Source organism: Bradyrhizobium cedriense, assembly GCF_054602315.1.
The window spans coordinates 195992-221390 of record NZ_JBTSWB010000008.1 but is presented as its reverse complement, the minus strand read 5'-3'; the positions used below and the strand labels follow the sequence as shown (position 1 = coordinate 221390).

At 63.8% G+C, this 25399-nt stretch carries 24 protein-coding genes; 21 read left to right on the top strand and 3 right to left on the bottom strand.

Translation table 11 applies throughout. The features are described from left to right. Nucleotides 1-1899, bottom strand: coding sequence for a SurA N-terminal domain-containing protein (locus ACYCVF_RS28905; protein WP_459595483.1), 1899 nt, complete (start codon nucleotides 1897-1899; stop codon nucleotides 1-3). A gap of 44 nt (nucleotides 1900-1943) precedes the next feature. Between ACYCVF_RS28905 and ACYCVF_RS28900 the strand changes: the two genes are divergently transcribed. The 7 genes from ACYCVF_RS28900 to ACYCVF_RS28870 all read left to right on the top strand — a co-directional run bounded on the left by ACYCVF_RS28900 (nucleotide 1944) and on the right by ACYCVF_RS28870 (nucleotide 7859). Continuing rightward, a complete protein-coding gene (locus tag ACYCVF_RS28900; RefSeq protein WP_459595484.1) occupies nucleotides 1944-2141 on the top strand; it encodes a hypothetical protein in 198 nt (65 codons plus the stop codon). A gap of 34 nt (nucleotides 2142-2175) precedes the next feature. After that, nucleotides 2176-2934 (top strand): triose-phosphate isomerase, encoded by a 759-nt coding sequence (gene tpiA, locus ACYCVF_RS28895; protein ID WP_459595485.1) that lies wholly within the window; start codon nucleotides 2176-2178, stop codon nucleotides 2932-2934. Between the two features lie 154 nt (nucleotides 2935-3088). Continuing rightward, on the top strand, nucleotides 3089-3475 hold the full coding sequence (secG, locus tag ACYCVF_RS28890; RefSeq protein WP_061028080.1) for a preprotein translocase subunit SecG: 387 nt from the start codon (nucleotides 3089-3091) through the stop codon (nucleotides 3473-3475). A gap of 166 nt (nucleotides 3476-3641) precedes the next feature. Then, nucleotides 3642-5273: a CTP synthase gene (locus tag ACYCVF_RS28885; RefSeq protein WP_459595486.1), complete on the top strand. Its 1632-nt coding sequence runs from the start codon at nucleotides 3642-3644 to the stop codon at nucleotides 5271-5273. 82 nt (nucleotides 5274-5355) lie between these two features. Further along, on the top strand, nucleotides 5356-5682 hold the full coding sequence (locus ACYCVF_RS28880; RefSeq protein WP_459595487.1) for an NIPSNAP family protein: 327 nt from the start codon (nucleotides 5356-5358) through the stop codon (nucleotides 5680-5682). Between the two features lie 120 nt (nucleotides 5683-5802). Beyond that, complete coding sequence (gene kdsA / locus ACYCVF_RS28875; protein WP_459595488.1) at nucleotides 5803-6651, top strand: 3-deoxy-8-phosphooctulonate synthase; 849 nt, start codon at nucleotides 5803-5805, stop codon at nucleotides 6649-6651. Next, nucleotides 6651-7859, top strand: a complete 1209-nt coding sequence (locus ACYCVF_RS28870) for an MFS transporter (RefSeq protein ID WP_459595489.1) — start codon at nucleotides 6651-6653, stop codon at nucleotides 7857-7859. Before kdsA ends, ACYCVF_RS28870 begins: the two co-directional genes overlap by 1 nt. A gap of 28 nt (nucleotides 7860-7887) precedes the next feature. Here the strand turns inward: ACYCVF_RS28870 and ACYCVF_RS28865 are convergent, their stop codons facing one another. Next, entirely contained in the window at nucleotides 7888-8775 is an 888-nt protein-coding gene (locus ACYCVF_RS28865) for a helix-turn-helix domain-containing protein (protein ID WP_459595490.1), read from the bottom strand. Between the two features lie 315 nt (nucleotides 8776-9090). Between ACYCVF_RS28865 and ACYCVF_RS28860 the strand changes: the two genes are divergently transcribed. Beyond that, nucleotides 9091-10731: a flavin-containing monooxygenase gene (locus ACYCVF_RS28860; RefSeq protein WP_459595491.1), complete on the top strand. Its 1641-nt coding sequence runs from the start codon at nucleotides 9091-9093 to the stop codon at nucleotides 10729-10731. Nucleotides 10732-10786: 55 nt separating this feature from the next. Then, nucleotides 10787-11980 (top strand): methyl acetate hydrolase AcmB, encoded by a 1194-nt coding sequence (gene acmB / locus ACYCVF_RS28855; protein WP_459595492.1) that lies wholly within the window; start codon nucleotides 10787-10789, stop codon nucleotides 11978-11980. A gap of 79 nt (nucleotides 11981-12059) precedes the next feature. On the opposite strand, the gene queF is transcribed toward acmB, so the two are convergent. Next, nucleotides 12060-12548 (bottom strand): preQ(1) synthase, encoded by a 489-nt coding sequence (gene queF / locus ACYCVF_RS28850; protein ID WP_459595493.1) that lies wholly within the window; start codon nucleotides 12546-12548, stop codon nucleotides 12060-12062. 126 nt (nucleotides 12549-12674) lie between these two features. Here queF and eno point away from each other — a divergent pair, with 126 nt between their 5' ends. The 12 genes from eno to ACYCVF_RS28790 all read left to right on the top strand — a co-directional run bounded on the left by eno (nucleotide 12675) and on the right by ACYCVF_RS28790 (nucleotide 25399). Then, complete coding sequence (gene eno / locus ACYCVF_RS28845) at nucleotides 12675-13958, top strand: phosphopyruvate hydratase (protein WP_459595494.1); 1284 nt, start codon at nucleotides 12675-12677, stop codon at nucleotides 13956-13958. A gap of 37 nt (nucleotides 13959-13995) precedes the next feature. Then, nucleotides 13996-15129 carry a zinc-binding dehydrogenase gene (locus ACYCVF_RS28840; protein WP_459595495.1) on the top strand — a complete coding sequence of 378 codons (1134 nt, stop codon included), beginning with the start codon at nucleotides 13996-13998 and terminating at the stop codon, nucleotides 15127-15129. A 117-nt stretch (nucleotides 15130-15246) separates the two neighbouring features. Then, nucleotides 15247-16245: an MBL fold metallo-hydrolase gene (locus tag ACYCVF_RS28835; protein WP_459595496.1), complete on the top strand. Its 999-nt coding sequence runs from the start codon at nucleotides 15247-15249 to the stop codon at nucleotides 16243-16245. A gap of 202 nt (nucleotides 16246-16447) precedes the next feature. Next, on the top strand, nucleotides 16448-16999 hold the full coding sequence (locus tag ACYCVF_RS28830; protein ID WP_459595497.1) for an NADPH-dependent FMN reductase: 552 nt from the start codon (nucleotides 16448-16450) through the stop codon (nucleotides 16997-16999). A 175-nt stretch (nucleotides 17000-17174) separates the two neighbouring features. Continuing rightward, nucleotides 17175-17492, top strand: a complete 318-nt coding sequence (locus ACYCVF_RS28825; RefSeq protein ID WP_319338692.1) for an FtsB family cell division protein — start codon at nucleotides 17175-17177, stop codon at nucleotides 17490-17492. A 208-nt stretch (nucleotides 17493-17700) separates the two neighbouring features. Next, nucleotides 17701-18660, top strand: coding sequence for a helix-turn-helix domain-containing protein (locus ACYCVF_RS28820; protein ID WP_459595498.1), 960 nt, complete (start codon nucleotides 17701-17703; stop codon nucleotides 18658-18660). A 283-nt stretch (nucleotides 18661-18943) separates the two neighbouring features. After that, the gene (adh, locus tag ACYCVF_RS28815) at nucleotides 18944-20461 is read left to right on the top strand and encodes an aldehyde dehydrogenase (protein WP_459595499.1); all 1518 of its coding nucleotides are present in this window, start codon (nucleotides 18944-18946) and stop codon (nucleotides 20459-20461) included. 319 nt (nucleotides 20462-20780) lie between these two features. Then, complete coding sequence (gene pdhA / locus ACYCVF_RS28810) at nucleotides 20781-21803, top strand: pyruvate dehydrogenase (acetyl-transferring) E1 component subunit alpha (RefSeq protein WP_459595500.1); 1023 nt, start codon at nucleotides 20781-20783, stop codon at nucleotides 21801-21803. Nucleotides 21804-21832: 29 nt separating this feature from the next. Beyond that, on the top strand, nucleotides 21833-23224 hold the full coding sequence (locus ACYCVF_RS28805) for a pyruvate dehydrogenase complex E1 component subunit beta (RefSeq protein WP_459595501.1): 1392 nt from the start codon (nucleotides 21833-21835) through the stop codon (nucleotides 23222-23224). Between the two features lie 3 nt (nucleotides 23225-23227). Next, on the top strand, nucleotides 23228-23530 hold the full coding sequence (locus tag ACYCVF_RS28800) for a DUF5076 domain-containing protein (RefSeq protein ID WP_061028099.1): 303 nt from the start codon (nucleotides 23228-23230) through the stop codon (nucleotides 23528-23530). Nucleotides 23531-23532: 2 nt separating this feature from the next. Further along, a complete protein-coding gene (locus tag ACYCVF_RS28795) occupies nucleotides 23533-23985 on the top strand; it encodes a nucleoside deaminase (RefSeq protein ID WP_239623776.1) in 453 nt (150 codons plus the stop codon). Nucleotides 23986-24046: 61 nt separating this feature from the next. Continuing rightward, nucleotides 24047-25399 carry a pyruvate dehydrogenase complex dihydrolipoamide acetyltransferase gene (locus ACYCVF_RS28790; protein WP_459595502.1) on the top strand — a complete coding sequence of 451 codons (1353 nt, stop codon included), beginning with the start codon at nucleotides 24047-24049 and terminating at the stop codon, nucleotides 25397-25399.

Genomic DNA, 25399 nt, shown 5'->3' with positions numbered 1-25399 from the left:
TCACTGGTTCGCGCCGGTCACCTGCGCGAAGGCGGCCTGATTGATGGTGGTCCCGATGTCGGTCTCGAGCTTGTTGACGTAGGAGGCGACCTGCTCCTCGGTCTGGGCGCGGTCGAGGCTGTCCTTCAGCTTCTTCACCGCATCGGAGGCGACGTCGACCGCGGGATCGACGATGTCTGTGACGCGGAAGACGACCACCTCGCTGCCGCCGCTGATGGCCGTCTGTCCGACGCCGTCCTTGGCGGTGCGGAAGGCGGCCGACACGACGGTGCCGGGCACGCCGGCAGGCGAGTCGTCGCGCTTGAAGCCGGTCGCGGTCTCGACCTTGACGCCGACGGCGGCGGCCTCGTCAGCGAGCTTGGCGCCCGCTTCGAGCTTCTGCACCATCTCGGACGCCTTGGCCTTCAGCCTCGCTGCGATCTGGTCCTGGCGCCAGCGCGCCTCGACCTGGTCGCGGACCTCGTCGAGATTGCGGTCGCGCGAGGGCGTGATGGCGAGCACGTCGTACCAGACGTAGCCGCCCTTGAACGAGATCGCGTCGTTGTCGACGCCGACATCGGTGTTGAAGGCCTGCGACACCACGTCGAGGCCCTGCGGGATGTTGGCGATCGGCTGGCCGTTCGGCGCGCGGCCGGAGCGGTCCACAGCGTCGATGGTCACGGCGGTGAGGCCGAGCTTCTGCGCCGCGTCGATCACGCTGGAGCCGCCGCCGCGCTCGTCTTCCATCTTGTCGCGGAGGTCGTTGACCTTGACGCGCGCGCGCTCGGTCGCGATCTCGCGCTTGATGTCGCCCGCGAGGCTGGCGTAGTCCGCCTCCTTGCCCGGCTCGATCTTTTCGACCCTGACGATGGAGGTACCGAGAGCGCCCTGGATCGGCTGGCTGATCTCACCGACGGGAAGCTTGAAGGCTGCATCGCCCACCGCCGGATCGAGCGAAGACTTGGTCACGAGGCCAAGGTCGACGTCGGAGGCAGTCAGCCCGCGCTCCTTGCCGAGATCCTCGAACGACATTCCGCCGGCGAGCCGATCGCGCGCGGCCTGTGCCTCAGCGGCATTGGGGAATACGATCTGATGGATCTGGCGCTTCTCGGGGGTGTCGAGCCGGTCCTTGCGCTGATCGAAGAGCTTCTTGGCGTCCTCGTCGGAGACCTCGGTCCATTTGCCGATCTCTTCCGGCGAGACCACGACGAAGGAGATCTTGCGGTATTCGGGCGCGCGGAACTGAACCTTGTGATCCTCGAAATAGGTGGCGAGGGCCTCGGGCGAGGGCGCGTCGATGGTGCCTGCCTGCGCGGCGTCGAGCTTGACGAATTCAATCGCGCGCTGCTCGTTCTGGAAGCGCGTCAGCACGTCGATCATAGCCTTCGGCGGCTCCACGCCGGCGCCGATCGTGCCGGTGATCTGGCGGCGCAGCGACACCTTGCGCTGCTCGGCGACATAGCGCTGCTCGGTGTAGCCGAAATTGCGGATCACGGCCTGGAAGCGGTTCGCATCGAAATTGCCGCCGACGCCCTTGAAGTTGGGATCGTTCATGATGACCTGGCGGATCTGCTCGTCGGACTGGCCGAGCCCGAGCCGGCGCGCCTCCTCGTCGAGGGCGGCTTCCGCGATCGTCTGCTGCAGCACCTGGCGATCGAGGCCGAAGGCACGTGCCTGATCGGGCGTCAGCGGACGGCCGAACTGGCGGCTGATCTGTTGCAGGCGGTCGGTGTAGATCTGGCGGAACTCGTTGAGCGAAATCTCCGTGCTGCCGATCTTGGCCACCGTGGACTGCCCGAAGCCCTTGAAGATGTCTGCGATTCCCCAAATGCCGAAACTGACGATCAACACGCCCATCACCACGGCCATAATGATCTTGCCGAGCCAGTTTGATGAGGCCTTGCGCATTCCTCGAAGCATTGGGTCCAACTTGTTTGGTCAGGAGGGGAACGGAGCGCGTCTTAATGCAGATTCCGCAAAAGCGCGTCACCAAATTGATCAATCATCATAAAGTGGTGGCTTTCCCCCCGCAACCTCGCCTCATGCTGTCCCTCAAGACTGCGGTTAAAGGCCCCAGAGCGTTTTCCAGCGAAGTGGACCCTGTTCGCTTCAAGAAAACGCGCCAAAACAAGAATCTGGAACCGCCGCGGCAGCTCTGCTAGCGCATGCACAAACCTCATTTTGCTGGATATTGACATGACCGACGCCATCCGACCGCTGATCGCCGGCAATTGGAAAATGAACGGCCTGAAAGCCCAGGCTGCCGAATTCGACGCCATGCTCAACGGCGCGGCAGATGTGGCTGGCAAGGCCGACCTTCTGGTCTGTCCGCCGGCGACACTGATTGCGGCCTTCGCCGAGAAGGCGCGCGGCAAGAAGGTCGCGGTAGGGGCCCAAGACTGCCACCCCAAGGCCTCCGGCGCTCATACCGGCGATGTCGCCGCCGAAATGCTGGCCGATGCCGGCGCGAGCGCCATCATCGTCGGCCATTCCGAGCGCCGCGCCGACCATGGCGAGGGGGATGCGCTGATCCGGCAGAAGGCCGAGGCTGCCTGGCGTGCCGGCGTTACCGCGATTGTGTGTATCGGCGAAACGCAAGGCCAGCGCGATGCGGGCCAGACTCTGGACGTCCTGCGTGGTCAACTCGACGGCTCGCTGCCGGACGGCTCCACCGCCGCGAATCTGGTGGTGGCCTATGAGCCGGTCTGGGCGATTGGCACCGGCCTGACCCCGACGGCCAAGGATGTTGAGCAGATTCATGGCTTTATCCGGGAGCTCCTGACGTCCCGGTTCAAGGCCGACGGCGCCAGGATGCGCATCCTCTATGGCGGCTCGGTCAAGCCGTCCAACGCGGCCGAACTGATGGCCGTGACGAACGTCAACGGCGCGCTGGTTGGCGGCGCCAGCCTGAAAGCGGCCGATTTCCTTGCGATCGCCAAGGGCTGTCCTAACTAAGGGGTTGCCCCTGGCACATTCAAACCGGAGGCCCGGACCCGATCGGGGGTGGCAATGACCCATCCGATCGTGTAACACCGCGCAACTTCAGGAAAACCCGCGAAGCGCGATCGGCCGCCGTCTCGGCGCTGTCCGCTTGTGACGGAAGGACACTATGCAGACCGTTGTCATCGTCATCCACCTCATGATCGTCGCCGTCATGATCGGCGCCGTCCTGCTCCAGAAATCGGAAGGCGGCGGCCTCGGCATGGGCGGCGGCGCGGGTTTCATGTCGAGCCGCGGCACTGCGAACCTGTTGACGCGAACCACCGCGATCCTGGCCGTGGGCTTCTTTCTCACCAGCCTGTTCCTGTCCTGGTACGCCGGCTACGATCGCAAGCCCTCCTCGATCATCGGCACGCCCGCGTCGCAGACCCAGCCCGCTGGCGGTTCGCCGATCGCGCCGCCGACCTCGGGCGGTATTCTGGATTCGCTGAAGAAGGCCGACGAGCAGCAGCAGAACCAGGCGCCGTCTGGTCCGCAGGTGCCGCGTTCGCAATAAAGCTGGGGGGCCATGCGGGGCGGCGTCTACCGCCCTGCATCAACAATCCCCATCAACCCACTGTCACCACTCTTAGTTTTGGCTCACCCACAGGCCCGCAGAATATTTGGGGCGGAACACGAATCGCTTTGGCGAATCGAGTTTAGGGGATTAGAGGTTAAGTCCCATGGCGCGGTACATATTCATCACCGGCGGCGTGGTTTCTTCGCTCGGCAAGGGTCTGGCTTCGGCGGCACTGGGTGCCCTGTTGCAGGCCCGGGGCTACAAGGTCCGCCTCCGCAAGCTCGACCCCTATCTCAACCTCGATCCCGGAACGATGTCGCCGTATCAGCACGGCGAAGTGTTCGTGACCGATGACGGCGCGGAGACCGATCTCGATCTCGGTCACTATGAGCGCTTCACCGGCAGGCCTGCGACCAAGGCCGACAACATCACCACGGGACGTATCTACCAGGACATCATCTCCAAGGAGCGACGCGGCGATTATCTCGGCGCGACCATCCAGGTGGTTCCGCACGTCACCAACGCGATCAAGGAATTCGTCCTCGACGGCAATGACGATTTCGATTTCGTGCTGGTCGAGATCGGCGGCACCGTCGGCGACATCGAGGGCCTGCCGTTCTTCGAGGCGATCCGCCAGCTCAAGAACGAACTGCCGCGCGATCACGCCGTCTATATCCACCTCACGCTGTTGCCCTACATCCCGAGCGCCGGCGAATTGAAGACGAAGCCGACGCAGCACTCGGTGAAGGAGCTGCGCTCGATCGGCATCCAACCGGACATCCTGCTCTGCCGCACCGACCGCGAGATTCCGAAGGAGGAGCGGCGCAAGCTCGGGCTGTTCTGCAACGTGCGCGAAAGCGCCGTGATCGAGGCGCGCGACGTCGACAACATCTACGCCGTCCCGGAGGCCTATCACAATGCGGGCCTCGACGACGAGGTGCTCGCCGCCTTCGGCATAGGCTCGCGGATTCCGCCGGTACTCCAGAGCTGGCAGCAAATCAACGAGCGCATCCGAAATCCCGAAGGCAACGTCACCATCGCCATCGTCGGCAAGTATACCGGCATGAAGGATGCGTATAAGTCGCTGATCGAGGCGCTCTCGCATGGCGGCATCGCCAACAAGGTGAAGGTCAATCTCGACTGGATCGAGAGCGAGATTTTCGAGAAGGAGGATCCCGCGCCGTTCCTCGAGCACGTCAACGGCATCCTAGTGCCCGGCGGCTTCGGCCAGCGCGGCGCGGAGGGAAAGATCAGGGCGGCGCAGTTCGCGCGGGAGCGCGACGTGCCGTATTTCGGCATCTGCTTCGGCATGCAGATGGCGGTGATCGAGGCTGCGCGAAACCTCGTCGGCATCGAGGACGCCAACTCCACCGAGTTCGGTCCGACCAGGGAGCCGCTGGTCGGTCTGATGACGGAATGGCTACGCGGCAACGAGCTCGAGAAGCGCTCGCAGGCCGGCGACCTCGGCGGCACGATGCGGTTGGGCGCCTATCCCGCAACGCTCAATCGCGGCAGCCGCGTCTCCAAGGTCTATGGCGGCGCGACCGAGATTTCCGAACGTCACCGGCATCGCTACGAGGTCAATACCGCCTACAAGGATCGCCTCGAGCAGCACGGGCTGAAGTTCTCAGGGCTCTCGCCCGACGGTGTGTTGCCTGAAATCGTCGAGTACGAGGATCACCCCTGGTTCATCGGCGTCCAGTTTCACCCCGAGCTGAAGTCGCGGCCGTTTGAGCCGCATCCGCTGTTCGCCTCGTTCATCGAGGCAGCGGCGAAGCAGAGCCGGCTGGTGTAGTGCGCCCTGGGCCTTTGACGATCGCGCCGTTTGTTGCGACAACTCCCTGCCGCAAGAACAACAATGCAGGGAGTGAACTTCGATGATCTACGAAATGCGCGTCTATCGCTGCGTGCCCGGCCGGCTGCCGGCGCTCTTGAAGCGGTTCGAGACCGCCACGCTGAAGATCTGGGAAAAGCACGGCATCAAGCAGGCCGGATTCTTCACGACTGTGATCGGTGAATCCAACCAGGAGCTGACCTATTTCCTGGCCTGGGACTCCCTTGCCGAGCGCGAGAAGAAGTGGGGCGCGTTCATGACCGATCCGGACTGGCTCGAGGCGCGGGCGAAGTCGGAGGCTGACGGCCAGATCGTCGCGAACATCGTCAGCCAGATTCTGGCGCCGACCGCATTCTCCGCCGTCAAGTAGCGATCCGAGGCAGCGGCTGGGAGCCCCTGGCGCAACCCTGATATTCGAGCGGCCTGGGCCGAAGAGGGGTTGATCCGACCCTCATCGAGGCTATGGTCGCGCCGAAACGAGGGATTTGCCTTGAGCTCCACGACGTCAGCGGCGCCGGTCGTCACCATCGGCACGGCCAAATTCGGCAATGATCTGCCGATCTCGATCATTGCCGGGCCCTGCCAGCTCGAGAGCCGCCAGCATGCGCTGGAGGTGGCCTCGGCGCTGAAGGAGATCGCGGCGCGGCTGAAGATCGGGCTGGTTTACAAGACCTCCTTCGACAAGGCTAACCGCACCAGCGCATCCGCTGCGCGCGGCCTTGGGCTTGCGCAGTCGCTGCCGATCTTCGCGGAGATCCGATCCTCACTCGGCCTGCCGGTGCTGACCGACGTGCATGAGGCCACGCAATGTGCCGAGGTGGCGCAGGCCGTGGATGTCTTGCAGATCCCTGCGTTCCTGTGCCGCCAGACCGATCTCCTTCTGGCCGCGGCCGCGACCGGCAAGGTGGTCAACGTCAAGAAGGGCCAGTTCCTGGCGCCCTGGGACATGGCCAATGTCGTGAGCAAGATCACCGGCGCCAACAATCCCAACGTGCTCGTCACCGAACGCGGTGTGTCCTTCGGCTACAACACGCTGGTCTCCGACATGCGCGCGCTGCCGATCCTGGCGCGCACCACCGGCGCGCCCGTGATCTTCGACGCCACCCATTCGGTGCAGCAGCCCGGCGGGAAGGGGACTTCGTCGGGCGGCGAGCGCGAGTTCGTGCCGGTGCTCGCACGCGCGGCCGTTGCGGTCGGTGTTGCCGGCGTCTTCATCGAGACCCATCCGGATCCCGACCACGCGCCCTCGGACGGACCCAACATGGTGCCGCTGCGCGAGTTCGAGGCGCTGATCGCCAAACTGATGGCGTTCGACGCGCTCGCAAAGAATCCGCGCTGATGCAACAAGGCGAGGCGCGGCCGCACGATCACGGCTTGCCGGCAGCGCTCTACGTCATATCAGGCGCAAGCTTCGCCGCTGCACTCTCGGCACGCGCGCTCGATCCGGTGCTGCCGCACGTCGCCGAGGATTTTGGCGTCAGCATCGCCACTGCCGCGGGCTTTGCCGCAGTGTTCGCTTTTACCTTCGCGATCATCCAGCCGATTATCGGCGCCGCCGCCGATCTGTTCGGCAAGACGCGGCTGATGATCGGCTGCCTCGTGTTGCTCGGCCTTGCCAACATCCTGGGCGCGCTGTCATCCTCGTTCTCGGTTTTGTTCGCGACACGCATTCTCGCCGGCATCGGCTCCGGCGGCGTGTTTCCGGTGGCGCTGAGCCTGACCAGCGATCTCGTCGGGCCCGACAAGCGCCAGGTCGCGATCAGCCGCACGCTCGCCGGCGCCATGACCGGCAATCTGCTCGGCGCCTCGGCTTCCGGCCTGATCGGCGATTTCCTCGGTTGGCGTGGTGTGCTGGCCGTGCTCGGCGCGCTCGTGATCGTCGCCTCGATCGCCGTTGCGGCTGGCTTTCACGGCGCCAAGGTCAAGCATCCGCCGAAGACGAGCCTGTCGGCGCTGAAGGCCGGCTATCGCACCATCTTCACCAATCCGAACGCCTATGTCTGCTATTCGGCGGTGTTCATCGAAGGCTGCTGCGTCCTCGGCCTGTTTCCCTACATCGCTTCATTCCTGTTCGAACTCGGCCAGACCTCGCTGTCGATCGCCGGTATCGTCATCGCCGGCTTTGCCGTGGGTGGTCTGTTCTACACCGCGACGGTATCGCGCTTGCTGCCGCGACTTGGCGTCAACGGGATGATGATCGCTGGCATGGCACTGGTGGCCTCGCAACTCGTCGCCGTGGCCTTTGGTCCGCGCTGGGAAGTCCAGGCGCTGAACCTCGTCGTCATGGGCTGGGGGTTCTATATCGCCCATGGCTGTCTCCAGGTGTTCGCCAGCGAACTGTCGATTGGGGCGCGCGCGACGGCGATGTCGCTGCATTCGTTCTTCTTCTTCATGGGCCAGACCGTGGGTCCAATCGCCTACGGCCTCGGTCTCCAGCATGGCGGCAAGGTTCCGACGTTACTCGTGAGTGCTGCGATCATGGCCGTGCTGGGCCTGGTCTGCGCCCGGCTGCTCAGGCAGCGGGCACCGTCCGACGCGCTGGTTTGACGGACGGCGCCGGACTCGGTGGAGGAGGCTAGCTCAAGCAGTTCTTGCGATACTCGGCCGGCGTGACGTTCATGTTTCTGCGGAAAATCCGATTGAGATGGCTTTGATCGGAAAATCCGCTCAGGAGCGCAATTTCTTTCAGGGCGAGCCGATCCTTGCGCAGAAGTTGGCATGCGCGCTCCACCTTGCGGCTCAGGACATAGGCATGCGGGCGCATGCCATAGTGCACCTGGAACTTGCGCGCGAACTGCACCGGCGAGCAGTTGCAGATATTAGCCAGCTCCTCGAGCGTGATGTTCCTGGAGATGTTCTGCTCGACATAGTCCTCGATCAGCCTTGCATGCGCTGGCCTGAAGCGCCCCTGCGAACAGGGCAGCTTGAATTCCACCGAGGCATATTTTCGCAAGATGTGCACGCTGGCCTGAAGTGCCAGCGCATCGTAGCAGAGCCGGCCACCCGGACCGCCTTCCGACACCTCCTGCACCATCCGGTCGCCGATCCACGTCAGCACCGGATCTTCGATCCTGAGCAGATCGTGGAGTTCGACGCCTTCTGAGTCGCGGTCGAATGCCTCGCTCGCGGTCTTCGTCATCAGGCTCGGCGAGATGTAGAAATGGCTGACTTCGAGGTCATTGCTCCAGCGCCAGTTCGACGGCTCTGCGCGTGTCAGCAGGGTTGTGACGCCACGTCCGACGTAATCCTGCTTCCAGGCGCCGGTTACACGGCGGTTCATCGACGTTGTGCCTTCGCGATACACGACGATCAGGAAATTCTCCGACGGCGGCACCCAGATGTCGGATGGCGCATAGCGGAACACGCGCAGCCGAAAGTCAGTCTTGCCGACCGCGGAACTGTCCAGCATCAATTGGCCGGGAGCGTAACGTGGCAGCTCCTCGACCGTGATGAATTGGCCCATCGCGCGAGACTCCTTCCCTGGAATTCTAAGGCGCGGTTGACCGCTTCTGCTTCTCATTGGCCGAACGGCGGAGACGAGCATAGGCCGGTTTTGCCATTTGCCAAGCGAGCTGCGTTGCCGAACTGCAGTGCCGGCAAGGGAAGGTGCGGCTTCGTTCAAAGGATTGTCCGATTTGTTCAAGCTCCAGCCGCCGGAATACTCATAGCTTTCCCCGTCCCGTACCGACGGGATCAACAATGACGCGCTGCACCAACATCCGATCGCATGACGGGTGGGGAAGGTCGTGCGCACTCAAAAAACACCGAGGAGGAAAAAATGGCAGAAGCCGCGACCAAATCCAATGGAAGCAACGGTTCGCATGGAACCGCGAAGTTCGATGCCGTGGTTGTCGGAGCCGGCGTCGCCGGGCTCTATCAACTCTATCGTTTGCGTGAGCAGGGATTGAGCGTCAGGGCGATCGACGCCGCGTCAGGCGTCGGCGGCACCTGGTATTGGAATCGATATCCCGGCGCGCGCTTCGATTCCGAGGCCTACATCTATCAGTATCTTTTCTCCGAAGAACTCTACAAGGGTTGGAGCTGGAGCGAGAAGTTTCCGGGCCAGCCCGAAATCGAACGCTGGATGAACTACGTCGCCGACCGCCTCGACCTGCGCAAGGACATTCAGTTCAGCACGACGGTCAAGAGCGCGCATTTCAACGAAGCCACGCAGCGCTGGCTGGTCACGACCGACCGGGGCGACGTGATCGACACCCAGTTTCTAGTGACCTGCTGCGGCATGCTGTCGGCTCCCTACGTGTCGTTTCCGGGGCAGGAGACTTTCAAGGGGCAGTTGTTCCATACGGCGCGCTGGCCGAAGCAGCCTGTCGACCTCGCAGGCAAGCGCGTCGGGGTCATCGGCAACGGTGCGACCGGCATCCAGGTCATCCAGACGATCGCTGGCGATGTCGGCCATCTCAAGGTGTTCATCCGCACGCCGCAATACATCATCCCGATGAAGAATCCGAAATTTGGAGCCGCGCACGTCGAGGACTACAAGTCGAGATTCAAGTCGCTCGCCGAACGCCTGCCGCGCACCTTCACCGGCTTTGAATACGACTTCGAGCACGCCTGGGCAGACCTCACGCCGGAGCGCCGCCGCGCGGTGATCGAGGCTTGCTGGAATGACGGTTCCCTGAAGCTATGGATATCCTCGTTCGCCGAGTTGTTCTTCGACCCGGAGGTCAATGCCGAGATCTCCGAATTCGTGCGCGGGAAGATGCGCGAGCGGCTCGGGGATCCGAAACTGTGCGATGCGTTGATTCCTGCCGAATACGGGTTCGGAACGCACCGTGTACCGCTCGAGCAGAACTTCCTCGAGGTCTTCCATCGTGCCAACGTCGAGATCGTCAGCGTCAAGAGCAATCCGATCGAAGGTGTAACGCCCACGGGTATTCAGACCGCTGACGGTACAGTCCATGAGCTGGATGTCATTATCCTTGCAACCGGCTTCGACGCCGGCACCGGTGCCTTGACGCGCATCGATATCAGGGGCCGCGACGGCCGATCGCTGAGGGAGGACTGGGGCAGGGACATCCGCACCACGATGGGCCTGCAGGTTCACGGCTATCCCAACCTGTTCACGACCGCCGTTCCGCTCGCTCCGTCGGCCGCGCTGTGCAACATGACCACGTGCCTGCAGCAGCAGGTCGAATGGATTGATGACTGCATCAAGTACATGCGTAGCAAGGACCTGAAGGTGGTCGAACCGACAAAGGACACTCAGGACGGCTGGGTGGCCCATCACGACGAGACCGCGAATGCGACGCTGATCGCGAAAACCAATTCCTGGTACCTGGGCTCGAACGTCGAAGGCAAGCCGCGCCGTGTCCTGTCGTATTGCGGCGGCGTCGGCGCGTATCGGCAGAAGTGCGACGAGGTCGCGGCGAACGGTTATGAGGGCTTCGCGATGCAATGAGCGCTCGCGACGCGAGCGTCGACACATCAATCCAATTCAACACGGAAGGACGATCATGATCATGAATTTTGGCGCGACGGCAGATGCCGTTCTCGACGGTGTCGTCACATCCACACCGCGCGTACCCGGCGTTGTTGCAATGGTGACGGATCGCCAGCGCAACATCTATGAAGGCGCGGCCGGCAAACGCCGTCTCGATCAGCCGGCGGACATGACCACCGACAGCGTCTTCGCCATCTTCTCCACGACCAAGGCGATTACCGGCACGGCCGTTCTGCAACTCGTCGAGGAGGGCAAGATCGATCTCGATGCTCCCGCGAAGCGCTACGCGAACGAGATCGGAAAGCTGCAGGTGATCGAGGGCTTCGATGCTGCGGGCGAGCCGATCCTGCGTGCACCGAAGCGCGATATTACCACGCGCATGCTGATGACCCACACGGCGGGCCTGAGCTACGATTTCATCAACCACACATACAACCGACTGGCCCAGGAGAAGGGGCAGCCCAGCGTGATCACCGCCACCAAGGCCTGCCTGATGACCCCTCTGCTGTTCGATCCCGGCGAGCGCTGGGACTATGGGACAAATCTCGACTGGTGCGGCCAGATCGTCGAGGCGATCACAGGCAAGCGACTCGGTGAAGTCTTCAAGACGCGCATCTTCGAACCGCTCGGGATCAAGGACATGACCTTCGAGCTGACCGACCCGATGCGCCAGAAACTGGCCGGCATCCACGCCCGAAACGCCGACGGGTCGCTGACACCGATGGATTTCGAGCTGCCGGCAAAGCCCGAAGTCCATATGGGGGGCCACGGCCTGTACGGCACGATCGGCGACTACATGCGTTTCATCCGCATGTGGCTGAATGACGGGGCTGGCGAGCACGGTCGCGTGCTGAAGGCCGAAACGGTGCGGATGGCGGAAAAGAACCATCTGGGCGACAGGAAGGTAACGCCGATCACGGGCGTCATCCCGTCGCTGTGCAACGACGCGGAATTCTTTCCGGGCCAATCCAAGTCCTGGGCGCTGAGCTTCATGGTCAACGACGAGGAAGCCCCGACGGGACGTCCCGCCGGCGCGCTGGGCTGGGCCGGGCTTGCCAACCTGTTCTACTGGATCGATCGCCAGAACAATGTCGGCGGGTTCTGGGCCACCCAGATTCTACCCTTCGGCGATCCGACGTCGTTCATCGGCTATATGAACTTCGAGACGGCGTTCTACCAGAGCCTGAGGCAGCGCTTGGCAAGCTAGGACCATGACGCGAGAGCGGCCTCGTCGCTGTCGACCGAGGCCGTTTTCTCCGGATGGTCAAACGTGACCGAACTATGCCCTAGCCTCGCCCTCGATACGGCAAGACGCCTTGCTCTGGCACCCACAGGCCCTTGGGCACCTTGCCGGTCTGCCAGAACACGTCGATCGGAATGCCGCCGCGCGGATACCAATAGCCGCCGATGCGCAGCCATTTCGGCTTGATCTCGCTGGCGATGCGCTTGCCGATCATCACGGTGCAGTCCTCGTGAAAGGCGCCGTGATTGCGAAAGCTCGCGATGTAGAGCTTCAGCGATTTCGACTCCAGCAGCCACGGGCCCGGCGCGTAGTCGATCATCAGATGCGCGAAATCGGGCTGCCCCGTGACCGGGCAGAGGGAGGTGAATTCCGGCACGGTGAAGCGCACCAGATAGTCGGTGGCCTTCTGCGGATTGGGAACGCGGTCGAGTTGCGCCTTCTCCGGCGTATCCGGCCATTCCACGGCACGGCCAAGCTGCAAAGAGGGTGAGTTCGCAGGTGAGTTGTTCGATTTGCTGGGTTTTTTTGACATCAGGCCGCCTCCGGGGCGGACCTCTTAGCCAATCATCGGGCGGCCGTCACCCGGCCTTTTCCACTTCGATGCATTGCGGTAGAAGCACCGCCAACTGCCCCCTTTGTTTCCCGAAAAGAGGCTCTCATGACCGCCATCATCGACATCATCGGCCGCGAAATTCTTGATAGCCGGGGCAATCCCACCGTCGAGGTCGATGTCGTGCTGGAGGACGGCGCGCTCGGCCGCGCCGCGGTGCCGTCCGGCGCCTCCACCGGTGCCCATGAGGCGGTGGAACTGCGCGACGGCGACAAGGTCCGCTATCTCGGCAAGGGTGTCACGAAGGCGGTCGGCGCCGTCAATGGCGAGATCTTCGAAGCCCTGAGCGGCCTCGACGTCGAGCAGCAGGCCCAGATCGACCAGATCATGATCGACCTCGACGGCACGCCGAACAAGAGCCGGCTGGGCGCCAACGCCATCCTCGGCGTCTCGCTCGCCTGCGCCAAGGCTGCCGCGAACTCGCTCGACATGCCGCTCTACCGTTACGTCGGCGGCACCTCGGCCCGCCTCTTGCCGGTGCCGATGATGAACATCATCAATGGCGGCGTCCATGCCGACAACCCGATCGACTTCCAGGAGTTCATGATCCTGCCCGTCGGCGCCTCAAGCTTTGCTGAGGGCCTGCGCTATGGTGCGGAAGTCTTCCACACGCTGAAGTCTGAATTGAAGAAGGCCGGCCACAACACCAATGTCGGCGACGAGGGCGGATTCGCCCCGAACCTGCCGTCGGCGGACGCTGCGCTCGACTTCGTCATGAACGCGATCGGCAAGGCCGGCTTCAAGGCGGGTACCGACATCGTGCTCGGCCTCGACTGCGCCTCGACCGAGTTCTTCAAGGACGGCAAATACGTCTATGAAGGCGAGGGCAAGACCCGCTCGATCTCCGAGCAGGCCAAGTATCTTGCAGACCTGGTCGCGCGCTATCCGATCGTGACCATCGAGGACGGCATGTCGGAAGATGACATGGACGGCTGGAAGGAGCTCACCGATCTCATCGGCAGGAAGTGCCAGCTCGTCGGTGACGATCTCTTCGTCACCAACGTCAAGCGCCTCGCCGAAGGCATCAAGGCGGGCCGGGCCAACTCGATCCTGATCAAGGTCAACCAGATCGGCACGTTGACCGAGACGCTCGCCGCCGTCGAAATGGCGCACAAGGCGGGCTACACCTCGGTGATGTCGCACCGTTCCGGCGAAACCGAGGATTCCACCATCGCCGACCTCGCAGTCGCCACGAACTGCGGCCAGATCAAGACCGGCTCCCTTGCGCGGTCCGATCGAACCGCCAAGTACAACCAGCTCCTGCGCATCGAGCAGCAGCTCGGCAAGCAGGCGCTCTACGGCGGCAAGGCGGCACTGAAGGCGCTGGCATAAGTCGGCGCTGCGCAAAAACGTACAGGGGAGGACCGACATGAGCGACGGCAAGACCGGACTGCAATTGCGCTCGCTGCTGAAGAAGAGCGGCGAGCTGGAATTGTCCCTCGTGAATGTCCCGACGCCCGAGCCCGCCGACGATGAGGTCGTGGTTCGAGTCGAAGCGACCCCGATCAACCCCTCCGATCTCGGGCTTCTGGTGGGGGCCGCCGACATGTCGGCGGCGCTGGCCTCCGGCACCAAGGAGATGCCGGTCATCACCGCAAAAATGCCCGAGGCTGCGATGCGGATGATGGCGGCGAGGTTCGATCAGTCACTGCCGGTCGGCAACGAAGGCGCCGGCACGGTGATCGGGACCGGATCGTCGGACGCGGCGAAGGCGCTGATGGGCAAGACGGTGTCGATGATCGGCGGCGCGATGTACACGCAGTACCGCGTGCTCAAGGTCCGCGACGTCATGGAGCTGCCGGCGGGCACCACGGCCGCCGACGGCGCCTCCTGGTTCGTCAATCCGCTGACTGCGCTCGGCATGACCGAGACGATGCGACGGGAGAATCACAAGGCGCTCGTGCACACGGCCGCCGCCTCCAATCTCGGCCAGATGCTCAACAAGATCTGCATCAAGGACGGCATCGGCCTCGTGAACATCGTCCGCAGCAAGGAGCAGGCCGACATCCTGCACAAGATCGGAGCCAAGCACGTCGTGGATTCGAGCGCGCCTGATTTCATGGACGACCTCACCAATGCGCTCGTCGAGACCGGCGCCACGATCGCCTTCGATGCCATCGGCGGCGGCAGGCTGGCGGGCCAGATCCTCACGGCCATGGAGATCGCGGCCAACAAGAATGCGAAGGAATACAGCCGCTACGGGTCCAACGTGTACAAGCAGGTCTACATCTATGGCAGCCTCGACACGCGCCCGACCGAGCTGAGCCGTTCGTTCGGCCTGAGCTGGGGCGTCGGCGGCTGGCTGCTCACGCCGTTCCTCCAGAAGATCGGCCCGGCCGAAATCGGCCGCCTGCGCCAGCGCGTCGCGTCCGAGCTGAAGACCACCTTCGCCAGTCATTACACCAAGGTGGTGTCGCTTGCCGAGGCACTCGATCCCACCAACATCGCGGTGTACGCCAAACGCGCCACCGGCGAAAAATTCCTCATCAATCCAAATAAATAATCGGGGCGTGCGACGGCACGTCACCGAAAGAAGGACTTGCCTTCTGAGCGACGCGGGAGATTATTCCGCCGCCATTTGAAGCGGAGAAACCGCAAGGCGCTCAGAAGGGACATTTCCATGACCGATCTCAATCGCCGTCACCTGCTCGCAGGCGCCGCCGCCATGGGCGCGGCTGCCGTTGCCGGGCTCGGGCCCATCGCGGCCAGGGCCGCAGCGCCGCAAGCCGGGACGCAGGCGCCGGGCTTCTATCGCTACAAGGTCGGCAGCTTCGAATGCACCTCGATCAACGACGGCGCGCGCACCTTCCCGATGCCGGACAAGTTCGTCGTCAACATTCCGAAGGACGAGGCGCTCGCGGCCGGCGATGCGGCCTACATGCCGAAGGGCATGGTCACGGTGCCGTTCAATCCGCAGCTCATCAACACCGGGTCCAAGCTTGTGCTGATCGACACCGGCAACGGCATTGCGAATTTCGAGGCGAGCAAGGGCGCGGTCGGCCGCACGCTGCAAAACCTTCAGGCCGCCGGCGTCGACCCCAAGAACGTCGACGTCGTGTTGCTGTCGCATCTGCACCCTGACCACACCAACGGCATCCGTCTGGCCGACGGCGCGCTGGCCTTCCCGAATGCGGAGATCATGGTGCCGGGCAAGGACTGGGAGTTCTGGACCAGCGAGGACAACGCCGCCAAGGCCGAGTCCAATCCGATGATGAAGACCTATTTCGCCAACGTGAAGAAGACCTTCGCCGGCCTCGAGTCGAAGGTGACGAAGTACGAATGGGGCAAGGAGGTCGCGCCCGGCATCACCTCCATCGCGACGCCCGGTCACACGCCGGGGCACACCTCCTTCGCGGTCGCCTCAGGCGATGCCAAGGTGCTTATCCAGTCCGACGTCACCAACATTCCGGAATTCTTCCTGCGCAATCCGGACTGGCACGTGATGTTCGACAACGACGCCGCGATGGCGCAGGCGACGCGCCACAAGTTCTACGACATGGCGGCAGCGGAAAAAGCGACCGTGATCGGCTTTCACTTCGCCTTCCCATCGGTCGGCCATGTCGAGAAAGACGGCGCCAAATATCGGCTGATCCCGTCGGCGTGGAACCCGACGATCTGATCCGGCTGCAGATTGCTGAAACATCAGGCGGCCGCCTGGCCGCCTGATTGTTTTGGGACGATCAACAAAGGCCTGCGAACGACAGTCCGCATTCGCGAAACACAGGGTTTCCAAATCGAGCCGGTTCATGCACTTGCATCCATCGATCCGGATCGCTTAAGTGCCGCCAGGCACTCCCGCTCAAGCCCTGAAGGACACGCCAATGGCCTACAACATCGTCACGATCGCCGGCAGCCTGCGCAAGGACAGTTTTTCGCTCAAGATTGCCAATGCTCTGGCGAAGCTCGCGCCGGCCTCGCTCAAGCTCGACGTGATCACGCCGGCGGGCATCTCGTTCTTCAACCAGGATCTCGAGGGTGCGCCGCCCGCGGACTGGCTCGCCTTCCGCGAAAAGCTCCAGAAGTCGAACGGCGTCCTGTTCGTCACGCCGGAATACAACCGTTCGATCCCGGGCGTTCTCAAGAACGCCATCGACGTCGCCTCGCGCCCTTTTGGCAAGAGCTCGTTCCTCGGCAAGCCGGTCGGCATCATCTCCAACTCGCCGGGGCTGCTCGGGGGCGTCAGCGCGGCCAAGCATCTGCAGAACGTCCTGCCGGGCATTTCCGGTCCGGTTCTCCAGCAGCCGGAAATCTACCTCAGTGGCGTCGGTGACGCCTTCGACGCGGACGGCAACCTGACCAAGGACTCCCTCAAGACGGTGTTGCAGCAGTACATCGACGCCTTCGCTGCACATGTGGCGAAACATCAGGGCTGAGGTCTAAAACCGGGGCTGCTCAACTCCCCGTCATGCCCGGGCTTGTCCCGGGCATCCACGTTCTCCGTTATCACAGGCAAAGCACGCGCATGGCCGGACAAGCCCGGCCATGACGGATATGTGCCTCGTTTCGGCAATTAGCACGCCCTTAACCAACCTGTCCCATCTTCGCGGGATGGTCTCCCGCGCCCGCCTGAAATCGATCCTGACCGGTCTTGCCCTCTACGCGATGGCGGCGGCCATCGTCGGCTATTTCGGCGTCAACGCCTACACCGGCAAGTACGGCCTCAACGCCCGCCAGGAACTCGACCAGGAGATCATCGCGCTGACCAGCGAGCTGGCCCAGCTCAAGCGTGAGCGTGCCAGGAGCGAACAGCGGGTATCGCTCCTGCGATCCGAGAAGATCGACCCCGACATGCTGGACGAGCGAGCGCGCTTCCAGCTCGACTACGTCAATCCGCGCGATCTCGTTCGGATGATCCCGGCCCGCTAGCGCATCCGCAGCTTTCGAACAGCGGCACCAAAGCCGCTGCCGGGACCAACATGCGTGTCTCAATTCCTGCGAAAGTCGTAGGCATGGAACCGCACGGTCGGCTTGACGGCCACGCCGTAACGGGCTCATGGCTTCCGTCGCCTTGGTTGACGCAGATCAACCGGGCCAACGCCGGCACTTCCTAAGCTGTCATCCGGAGGAAACAGTGATGAATGGGTCAACGCCCCGGCATCACGCGGCCCGTGTCGAGGCCGCCATCGCCTCAGGCCAGGCGGCTCGGTCCGCGCTCGTGGCCTCGTGGCGTCGTTCCTCCAGATTGCATCATCTCGATCCCGGCGGCCGCACTGCTCCGATGCGGCTGACAGAAGCCGAACTGCACCAGGCGCGCGAACGTGTTGCGGCGCTCCTGGCCGCGGCTGAAGGTGCGATGGACCGGCTGTATCAGGCGGTCGGCGCTGCGGGCTGCTGCGTGCTGCTCGCCGACGGGGATGGCGTGCCGGTCGATCGCCGCGGCACGGTGGCGGACGATGCGACGTTTCAATCCTGGGGATTGTGGACCGGCGCCCTCTGGAGCGAGGCGCACGAGGGCACCAACGGCATCGGCACCTGCCTCGTCGAGCAGCGTCCGCTGACGATCGATCGTGACCAGCATTTCTTTGCCCGCAACACCTTTCTGAGCTGCACCGCCGTTCCGATCTACGACCACGAGGCGGCGCTCGCTGGCGTGCTCGACGTCTCCTCCTGCCGCGCCGACCGCACCGACGCCTTCGCCAGCTTGATCGCGCTCGCGGCGGGCGAGGCGGCCAGGCGTATCGAGGCCGATCTGTTTCGAAAGGCTTTCGCCAATGCGCGCATCGTGCTGACGCAAGCTGCGGACGGAAGTTGCAGCGGCCTCGTTGCGGTCGATGCGGACGATCTCGTGATCGGCGCGACCCGCTCCGCCCGGGTGGCGCTCGGCATCGCGCCCGGCCGGGCCTTGCAGCCGGTGCCTGCCGCCGACCTTCTCGGCGGCGATGCCGCACGCGATCACTTGGCCGGCGGCCAGCGCGCGGTGTTGCAACGCGCGCTGCTCCGCGCCGGCGGCAACGTCTCCGCAGCCGCGAAAGCCCTCGGCGTCAGCCGCGCGACGCTGCACAGGAAGCTGAAGCGGTTCGAGCTGAACCACTGAGCTGGGCCTGCCCCTCGGCCGTCATTGCGAGGAGCGAAGCGACGAAGCAATCCAGAATCGTTTCGAGGAGAGTTTCTGGATTGCTTCGCTGCGCTCGCAATGACTTGAGGAAGCCGCGACCGCCAAATCTCGTACTGTCTCCTGCGCAACTGTCGCAGAACTGCGACAGGTCACCTTAGCCATTGCGTCCGAATGGGCTGACAGAAATCGCCTCCCGCATCATCGTCGGCGCAAGTCGTGAACACACGACGACAAGCGCAAACGCAAACATCGGGAGTGAGCAATGAACAAGGTGGAATTCCTCAGCGTCACCAAGGTTCCCTTCGCCGAACGCTACGACAATTTCATCGGCGGTAAATTCGTCGCGCCGATCTCCGGCAAGTATTTCGACAATGCCTCGCCGGTGACTGGCCAGGTCGTCTGCAAGATCGCGCGGTCCGACGCGCAGGACGTCGAGGCGGCGCTCGACGCGGCGCATGCCGCCAAGGCCGCCTGGGGCCGCACCAGCGTTGCCGAGCGTGCCGCGATCCTGAACCGGATCGCCGACCGGATGGAAGACAATCTCGAGCGCCTCGCCATCGCCGAGACCTGGGACAACGGCAAGCCGATCCGCGAGACGCGTGCTGCCGACCTGCCGCTCGCGATCGATCATTTCCGCTACTTCGCCGGCGTCGTGCGCGCGCAGGAAGGCTCGATCGGCGAGATCGACCAAGACACCATCGCCTATCATTTCCACGAGCCGCTCGGCGTGGTCGGTCAAATCATCCCGTGGAACTTCCCGCTGCTGATGGCCTGCTGGAAGCTTGCGCCCGCGCTCGCCGCCGGCAATTGCGTGGTGCTCAAGCCGGCCGAGCAGACCCCGGCCTCGATCATGGTGTGGGCCGAGATCATTGCCGACATCCTGCCGCCCGGCGTTCTCAACATCGTGAACGGCTTTGGTCTCGAAGCCGGCAAGCCGCTCGCGTCGAGCCCGCGCATCGCCAAGATCGCCTTCACCGGCGAGACGTCGACCGGCCGGCTGATCATGCAGTACGCCAGCCAGAACCTCATTCCGGTCACGCTGGAGCTCGGCGGCAAGTCGCCGAACATCTTCTTCAGCGACGTCATCGCAGAAGACGACGACTTCTTCGACAAGGCAATCGAAGGCTTCGTCATGTTCGCGCTGAACCAGGGCGAGGTCTGCACTTGCCCGAGCCGGGCGCTGGTGCACGCCGACATCTATGACCGCTTCATGGAGCGGGCGCTGAAGCGCGTCGCCGCGATCAAGCAGGGCGATCCGCGCGATCCCGCGACGATGATCGGCGCACAGGCATCCGGCGAGCAGCTGGACAAGATCCTCTCCTATATCGACATCGGCAAGCAGGAGGGGGCCAAGGTGCTCGCCGGCGGCGGACGCGCCGAGCTTGCGGGCGATCTCGCCGGCGGCTTCTACGTGCAGCCGACCGTGTTCGAGGGCCACAACAAGATGCGGATCTTCCAGGAGGAGATCTTCGGCCCCGTCGTCTCGGTCACGACATTCAAGTCCGACGATGAGGCGCTCGCGATCGCCAACGACACGCTCTACGGTCTCGGGGCCGGCGTATGGAGCCGCGATGCCAATCGCTGCTACCGCTTCGGCCGGGCGATCCAGGCGGGCCGGGTCTGGACCAATTGCTACCACGCCTATCCCGCGCATGCGGCCTTCGGCGGCTACAAGCAGTCGGGCGTCGGTCGCGAGACCCACAAGATGATGCTCGATCACTACCAGCAGACCAAGAACCTCCTGGTCAGCTACAGCCCGAAGAAGCTCGGCTTCTTCTGATGAGGGATGTCCCGCTCACGAGGTCGTCATGCCCGGGCTTGTCCCGGGCATGACGTGGTGGAGGCTGCAGCGCTCCATTCGCGGGACGCGCTTCTGACCGACAGGATTATGTTGGCTCGCAGGTTCTTGATCCCGTCACGAATCTGCGCGCGTCCTGGCGATCAAAGATTTGTTGCCCAATCGGCGCCAAAGATTCTCCAATATTGCGATCAGGTTGCAGTGCGGCATAATGAAAGTCGTGCCATGCCGCCGCGGTGCTTTCCAACGGTGTTTGACTTGGGTTAGAGAGGGCGGAAGTTTTCTCTGACCCGGAATTCCCATGGCCGCACCCAAGAAAGCCGCCGCAAGCACTCCACAGGACAAGATCGACGGCGGTTCGCCCCCGGAATTCACCAGGGAGCAGGAGCTCAAGGCACTCCGCGACATGCTCCTGATCCGGCGGTTCGAGGAAAAGGCGGGCCAGCTCTACGGCATGGGTGCGATCGGCGGCTTCTGCCACCTCTATATCGGCCAGGAGGCCGTGGTGGTCGGCATGCAGATGGCGCTGAAAGAGGGCGATCAGGTCATCACCGGCTATCGCGACCACGGCCACATGCTTGCCACCGGCATGGACGCCAACGGCGTCATGGCCGAGCTCACGGGACGCCGCGGCGGCTATTCCAAGGGCAAGGGCGGCTCCATGCACATGTTCAGCAAGGAGAAGCACTTTTACGGCGGCCACGGCATTGTCGGCGCCCAGGTCTCGCTCGGCACGGGCCTCGCCTTCGCCAATCACTATCGCGGCAACGGCAATGTCAGTGTCACCTATTTTGGTGATGGCGCGGCCAACCAGGGCCAGGTCTACGAGAGCTTCAACATGGCCGAGCTCTGGAAGCTGCCGGTGATCTACGTCATCGAGAACAACCGCTACGCCATGGGCACTTCGGTCTCGCGCGCCTCGGCGCAGCAGGATTTCTCCAAGCGCGGCATCTCCTTCAACATCCCGGGCAAGCAGGTCGACGGTATGGACGTGCGCGCCGTGAAGGCTGCGGGCGAAGAGGCGGCGGCCTGGTGCCGGGCCGGCAAGGGTCCCTACATCCTGGAGATGCAGACCTACCGTTACCGCGGCCATTCGATGTCCGACCCTGCAAAATATCGCACGCGCGAGGAGGTCGAGAAGGTCCGCCACGACCAGGACCCGATCGAGCAGGTGCGCAATCGCCTCCTGGCGGCCAAGGTCAGCGAGCAGGAGCTGAAGGCGATCGACGCCGAGGTGCGCGACATCGTCAACGCATCCGCCGATTTCGCCCAGCATGATCCCGAGCCGGATTCCGCCGAGCTCTGGACCGACGTTTACCGCTGAACGCGCGCAAGCTTTCCTTTGGAGTCGATATGCCAATTCAAGTGCTGATGCCCGCGTTGTCGCCCACGATGGAGAAGGGCAACCTCGCCAAATGGCTGAAGAAAGAGGGCGAGACGATCAAGTCTGGCGACGTCATCGCCGAGATCGAGACCGACAAGGCGACGATGGAGGTCGAGGCGACCGATGAGGGGACGCTCGGCAAGATCCTGATCCCCGAGGGCACCGCCGACGTCGCCGTCAACACGCCGATCGCGACCATTCTCGCCGACGGCGAGAGTGCAGCTGATCTCGCCAAGGCGCCTGCGCCCGCGAAGCAGGAAAAGGCAGCCGAGTCTGCCCCGCCAGCCGCCGCAAAGGCCGAAGTGCCGCAACCCAAGGCGGCGCCCTCCGCTCCGCAGGCCGTCGCCGAGCCCGATCCGGAAGTGCCTGAAGGCACCGAGATGGTGACGCAGACCATCCGCGAAGCGCTGCGCGACGCCATGGCCGAGGAGATGCGCCGCGATGCCGACGTCTTCGTGATGGGCGAAGAGGTCGCCGAATATCAGGGCGCCTACAAGGTGACGCAGGGCCTGCTTCAGGAATTCGGCGCCAGGCGCGTCATCGACACCCCGATCACCGAGCACGGCTTTGCCGGCGTCGGCGTCGGCGCCGCGATGACGGGCCTGAAGCCGATCGTCGAGTTCATGACCTTCAACTTCGCCATGCAGGCGATCGACCAGATCATCAACTCTGCGGCCAAGACGCTCTACATGTCGGGCGGCCAGATGGGCTGCTCGATCGTGTTCCGCGGGCCGAATGGTGCGGCCGCGCGCGTCGCCGCCCAGCACAGCCAGGATTACTCGTCCTGGTACTCGCACATTCCGGGCCTCAAGGTGGTCGCGCCGTATTCGGCCGCCGACGCCAAGGGCCTGCTCAAGGCCGCGATCCGCGATCCCAATCCGGTGATCTTCCTCGAGAACGAAGTGCTCTACGGTCATACCGGCGAAGTGCCCAAGCTCGACGATTTCATCATCCCGATCGGAAAAGCACGCATCGTGCGCGCCGGCAGCCACGTCACCATCGTCTCCTGGTCGAACGGCATGACCTATGCGCTCAAGGCCGCCGACAAGCTCGCCGAGGACGGCATCGAGGCCGAGGTGATCGACCTGCGCACGCTGCGCCCGATGGACACCGAGACCATCATCAACTCCGTCAAGAAGACCGGTCGCGTGGTCACGGTGGAAGAGGGCTGGGCACAGAGCGGCGTCGGCGCCGAGATCGCCGCGCGCATCATGGAGGACGCTTTCGACTATCTGGATGCGCCGGTCGCGCGCGTCTCCGGCAAGGACGTGCCGATGCCCTATGCCGCAAACCTGGAGAAGCTCGCGCTGCCCTCGGCGGCGGAAGTCGTCGAGGCCGCCAAAGCCGTCTGCTACAGGTAGACCATGGCCGGCCCGAAGGAGCAGCCACTGCCGCCCGACGTCATGACCCGCGACGACGCGGTCGAGATCCTGCGCGTGTTCGTGCTGGACGGCGGGCTGTCGATGGCGTTCCAGCGCGCCTTCGAGGAGCCCGACATGTGGGGCCTCTTGCTCGTCGATCTCGCTCGCCATGCCGCGCGCGCCTATGCGCGCGAGAGCGACTATACCGAGGAGGACGCGCTGAACCGGATCCTGGAGATGTTCCAGGCCGAGATCGAGCGTCCCACCGACACCGGTACCACGACGCCGCGCGGGAAGGGGCACTGACTGTGGCGATTGAATCCTATCACTTCGATTTCATGCTCGAGGCGATCCGCGAGGCGGAAGCCTCGATCGCGCAAGGCGGCCTGCCGATCGGTGCCGTGCTGACGCGCGACAACAAGATCATCGCCCGCGGTCACAACAATCGCGTGCAAGAGAACAACGTGATCCTGCACGGCGAGATGAGCTGCCTGCGCGAAGCCGGTGCGATCAAATTCCACGACACCGTGATGTACACGACGCTGTCGCCATGCTCGATGTGCGCCGGCGCGCTCGCGCTGTTCAAGGTCAAGCTGGTGGTGATCGGGGAATCCGTCACGTTCCCGGGGTCCAAGGACATCCTCGACAAGTTCGGGATTCCCTGGATCGACCTGGCCGACGACCGCTCCATCACCATGATGAAGAATTGGCGTTCCATCCCGGCCAATGAGCGCCTCTGGCAGGGCGACATCGGCAACTAAAACTGGTCTGTTCGTCTTCGCTGTCGGAGACGACGTTTGCAAAGCTCTTCTTGAGGTCAGCATGCCCATCAACATCCTGATGCCCGCTCTTTCGCCGACGATGGAGAAGGGCAACCTCGCCAAGTGGCTGAAGAAGGAAGGCGACAAGGTCAAGTCCGGCGACGTCATCGCCGAGATCGAGACCGACAAGGCGACCATGGAGGTCGAGGCGATCGACGAGGGCACGATCGCAAAGATCCTCGTGCCCGAGGGCACGCAGGACGTTCCGGTCAACGACGTGATCGCCGTGCTCGCCGGCGAGGGCGAGGACGTGAAGGCGGCGGGTGCTGCGAAGCCCTCAGCCTCGGCTGCGCCGCCGAAAGCCGAGAAGCCCGCCGAGGCTCCCGCGGCCGCGTCCGCACCGGCCCCGCCCAAGGCGGCACCGCCGCCGGCCGCGGCAGGCGCACCGCAAGCTGCAGCGCCGGCCGCGCAGGGTAACGGCCATGGTGGCCGCGTGTTCTCATCGCCACTGGCGCGGCGTCTGGCCAAGGAAGCCGGCATCGATGTCGCGATGGTCAATGGCACCGGCCCGCACGGCCGTGTGGTCGCACGCGACGTCGAGCAGGCCAAGTCCGGGAAGGGCCTCAAGGCGCCGGCCGCTGCGCCGTCAGGCGCGCCCGCGATCGCGCCGACCATGTCGGACAAGCAGATCCTGTCGCTGTTCGAGCCAGGCTCTTACGACATCGTCCCGCATGACGGCATGCGCCGCACCATCGCGCAGCGCCTGACCGCGTCGATCCAGAACGTTCCGCACTTCTACCTCACCATTGACTGCGACATCGGCAAGCTGCTCACTGCCCGCGAGGAGATCAACGCTGCTGCGCCGAAGGACAAGGAGAAGAAGCCGCTCTACAAGATCTCGGTCAACGACTTCGTCATCAAGGCGATGGCGGTCGCGCTGCAGAAGATCCCGAACTGCAATGTGAGCTGGACCGAAAGCGGCATGGTCAAGCACCATCATTCCGACGTCGGCGTTGCCGTCGCGATGCCCGGCGGCCTGATCACCCCGATCATCCGGAAAGCCGAGACCAAGACGCTCTCGACCATCTCCAACGAGATGAAGGACTTTGCCGCGCGCGCTCGCTCGCGCAAGCTCAAGCCGGAGGAATACCAGGGCGGCACCACGGCCGTCTCCAACCTCGGCATGTACGGCATCAGCCACTTCACCGCCGTGATCAACCCGCCGCATGCGACAATCCTCGCGGTCGGCACCAGCGAGGAACGCCCGGTGGTGCGCGGCGGCAAGATCGAGGTTGCGAACATGATGAGCGTGACCTTGTCTTGCGATCACCGCGCCATCGACGGGGCGCTCGGCGCCGAGTTGATCGGCGCCTTCAAGCAGCTGATCGAAAACCCCGTCATGATGATGGTCTAA